A 3,740-nucleotide genomic window follows, 5' to 3' on the forward strand; every position below is an offset into this window, starting at 1 on the left:
GGGCTGCTGCGCGCCGTGCTCACCGGCAACCCCGGGCTCCACGGCGTGCTCTTCGACCAGCCGCAGACCGTCGCGCAGCACGTGCTGGACGACGAGGGGCTGGCGGGCCGCTGGTCCACGGCGTCCGGGGACTTCTTCACCGCCGTACCCCCGGGCGGCGACATCTACATCCTCAAGCACATCCTGCACGACTGGAACGACGAGGACTGTCTGCGCATCCTGCGCACGGTCCGCCGTGCCGCCGCGCCCGGCGCCCGGCTCCTCGTGATCGACGCCGTCCTCCCGGCGGGCGAAGAGCCCCACCCCGGCAAGGACCTGGACGTCATGATGCTGGCACTGGTGCCGGGGAAGGAGCGGACGGAGCCGGAGTTCGCCGCCCTCCTCACAGAGGCGGGCTTCAAACTGAACCAGGTCCTCCCCACCCCGTCGTTCCACTCCATCGTCGAGGCGATCGCCATCTGACTCCGGGACCGTAGGCCGCGAGTTCCCCCGAGGGCCCATGCCGACCGCCGGGCCACGCCCCATCAGGGGCGCGGGGAACTGCGCGCCCAGCCGTACACAGCCTGCAGACGCGCACCGGGCTCACGAGGCACCCCCATGGGCGCCACCGAAAAAACCAAGCCGCACCCCGCATCCGCGAGCCGCGAGGCGCGAGGCTCAGCCCAGCCGCCGGTACTTCCCCCGGAAATACGTCAACGGCCCACTCTCCGTACTCGGCGCCGTCGCCGTCAGCACACGCCCGATGACCAGCGTGTGGTCGCCCGCCGCGACCCGCTGTTCCGTGCGGCACTCCAGCGCGGCCAGCGCGCCGCGCACCAGCGGCGCGCCCGACGCCTCGCCGCGCTCGTACGCGATGTCCTCGAAGAGCAGGCGGTCGCTGATGCGGCCCTTCATCGCGAAGCGGCCCGCGATGTGGCGCTGGCTCTCGGCGAGGACGGAGACCGCCCACAGCGGCTGCCGCTCCAGCAGGTCGTCCATGCGGGAGTCGTTGCGAACGCTCACGAGCACCAGCGGCGGTTCGAGGGAGACGGACAGGAACGCCGTCGCCGTCATGCCGGCGTCCTCGCCGCGCGGGCCGTGCTCCGCGTCGCGCGCGGTCACCAGCACCACGCCCGCGGCGAGGCGGGCGAGGGCGGCACGGAACTCGTCGGCGCTCACCCCTTCAGCATGGGGTATGGCGGAAGGCACCGCCGGGGGCTCGTGGGGCGAAGTCGTCTGCAACACGCTTGCACGCTAGCTCCCGCGCCGCCCTCCGCGCATCGGGCTTCCGGACCAGCCGGGGCCCCAGCCAGGACCTAGGCCGCGGGGCGGCGGCGGAACTACCCGTGGCAGATAAAAGGGGTCCCGGCCGCCATTCTGCCCGGCGATCCGGACGCTCGCGCTCCGCGACCGTTTCACGCCAATGCGTGGCCGAATGGGCGTCGAATGGCACCCGAGCCCCTTCAGAACGCGTCCATATGAGTGGGGAATCGCTTTCGGATTTGCGTTCACGAAGGTTTCACGCAGCACAGGAGACTCTCGGGCGCCAGTATCCGGAGGCCATCACGGAATGTGACATGAGTCACAGAAGGCGCTAATTGTTGACCCTGTGTACCGAGTGGTCAGCTCACTGTGATTCAGTGGCCGTGATAAACGGACGACAAGAAGCCTGGAGTTGCTGTCGAGGTCTCGGGGGAGAGCGAATATGGAGACCGAGTCGGAGTCGTATGTCCGCCTTGCGACCTTGCGGGGATTGCATCAGGTGGTTGCCGATCTGAACACGGCACGGAGCCTCGCGGACACCTTGCAGACCGTCGCCGACGGCGTCATAGCCGGCCTCGGTTATGAGCTTTCCGCGGTCAATCTCGTACGACCGGACGGGGACCTCGTCGTGGCGGCCGTCGCGGGCAGCGCCCAGGCGGAGGCCATGATGGCGGGCCGGGTGGGCTCCAGGGCCTCCTGGGAGCGCCGGCTGGACATGGCCGACCAGTGGGGCTCCCTGCGCTTCATCCCGTACACCGAGGGCTGGATCCTCGATGACGACGACGTGCCCCAGTGGCACACCGCGGGACCGGCACCGCGCTTCCCGGACGAGTGGCACCCCATGGACCGCCTCTTCGCCCCGATGTACACCTCGGGCACCGCCGGAGGCGAACTCCTCGGCGTCATCTCGGTCGACAAACCGCGCAACGGCCGCCGCCCCGGGGCCTGGGGCCGCGAGTCGCTCCAGATGTACGCCTTCCAGGCCGGAATTGCGATCAGCAACGCCCGGCTGCGCGCAAACATGCAACGGGCACTCGTCCGGCTGGAGCGGGAGCAGCAGGCCCTGCGCGCCAGCGAGGAGAGTTTCCGGCAGGCCTTCGAATACGCGCCGAGCGGCATGGCCATCGCCGAACTGGGCGGTGACCAGCACGGCAGGCTGCACAAGACCAACGACGCACTCTGCCGCCTGCTCGGCAGATCCGCGTCCCAGATGCGCCGCTATTCCTTCTCCGACCTCGTGCACCAGGAGGACATCGGCACCCTGCTGCGCACCTCCGCCGAGGGCGGCCGGGCCGAGCTGCGCCTCCAGCGCCGCGACGGCAGCTATGTGTGGGTCTCGCTGCGCAACTCGGTGGTGGCCGACGCCGCCGACGGCCCGCGCTATCTGCTCACCCACGTCGAGGACATCGAGGAGCGCAAGCGCCACGAGCTCCAACTCGCCCACCGGGCCAGCCACGACTCCCTGACCGGCCTGCCCAACAGCGCCGAGCTGCGCGCCCGCCTCAGCAGCAGGCTGTGCGGCATCCCGGCGGGCGCCGAGGCGCACGCGGTGGTCGCGGTGCCCCCGTACGGCTCGCTGGAGGGCTTCGACGAGGTGGAGGGCGCGGGGTACGGGCCGTACGGCCACGGCTTCGGCTCCGACCTCGGGCCGGACTACGGGCCGGAGTTCGGCTCCGACTTCGGCTCCGACTACCCGCCGGACACGGCCACCGGCGAGTTCGGCGCGGAGCACAGCGGCGCGTCGTCCTGCCCGGGCCACGTCCACGCGGTCGCGCCCGACGAGGACGCCGAGGACGACGGCGCCAAGGGCCTGGCCGTGCTCTTCTGCGACCTCGACGGCTTCAAGTCCATCAACGACCGCTTCGGGCACCACACCGGTGACGCCGTCCTCATCGAGGTCGCCCGCCGGCTGACCAGCGGAGTGCGCGAGGGCGACACCGTCGCGCGGCTCGGCGGGGACGAGTTCGTGGTCCTCGCCGACGGCCTCGGCCAGGCCGACGCGGAGGACCTGGCGGTCCGGCTGCGCAACGCGATCGTGCCGCCGATAAGAGTCGACGGCCGGGCCGTACGGGTCGGCGCGAGCTTCGGTATCGGCTGGGCGGGCTGCGGAATGACGCCCGACGAGGTGCTGCGCTCGGCCGACCAGCGGATGTACGTCGAAAAACGGTCACGGGCCAAAGCGGGCCGCCGGGCAGGCTGAGTCCCGCGCGGGGGCGTGGCGTCACCCTCTCGGGGTAGGCTGCGCCGGTGCGGCACCGCGCCGCGGACCGCGAAACACGTGAATTTTTGGCCATCCGGACCGTGTGGACGTCTCCGGGCCGCCCCGGCCCGGCAGCGGCGGGCCGGGACGCGTACGCGCGTGTGCAATGCACGTATGCGTGCGCGTCGATGGGCACCAGGTTGGGAGTGACAGGGGATGACGGCCGGGAACAACGGCACGGGCAAGCCGGAGAACGACGACCCGTTCGCGCACCTCTACCGCTCGGAGGGTGGTGACG

Annotated in this window: 3 protein-coding genes; 2 read left to right on the forward strand and 1 reads right to left on the reverse strand. The window is 71.1% G+C overall.

The annotated features are described in order from the left end of the window. On the forward strand, positions 1-462 hold a 462-nt coding region (locus tag K6I34_RS33465), incomplete at its 5' end, for a methyltransferase (RefSeq protein WP_275127209.1). A 195-nt stretch (positions 463-657) separates the two neighbouring features. Here the strand turns inward: K6I34_RS33465 and K6I34_RS33470 are convergent. Further along, positions 658-1,224 (reverse strand): flavin reductase family protein, encoded by a 567-nt coding sequence (locus tag K6I34_RS33470; RefSeq protein ID WP_229331802.1) that lies wholly within the window; start codon positions 1,222-1,224, stop codon positions 658-660. Positions 1,225-1,684: 460 nt separating this feature from the next. Here K6I34_RS33470 and cdgB point away from each other — a divergent pair, with 460 nt between their 5' ends. Then, complete coding sequence (gene cdgB / locus K6I34_RS33475; RefSeq protein WP_229331803.1) at positions 1,685-3,442, forward strand: diguanylate cyclase CdgB; 1,758 nt, start codon at positions 1,685-1,687, stop codon at positions 3,440-3,442. The last annotated feature ends 298 nt before the right edge of the window (positions 3,443-3,740 follow it).

It is taken from the genome of Streptomyces sp. UNOC14_S4 (genome assembly GCF_020740835.1).
In the GTDB taxonomy this organism is placed as follows: Bacteria; Actinomycetota; Actinomycetes; order Streptomycetales; family Streptomycetaceae; genus Streptomyces.

Coding starts and splice junctions, on each gene's coding strand:
- cdgB (WP_229331803.1), top strand. CDS start 1,685: ATGGAGACCGAGTCGGAGTCGTATGTCCGCCTTGCGACCTTGCGGGGA.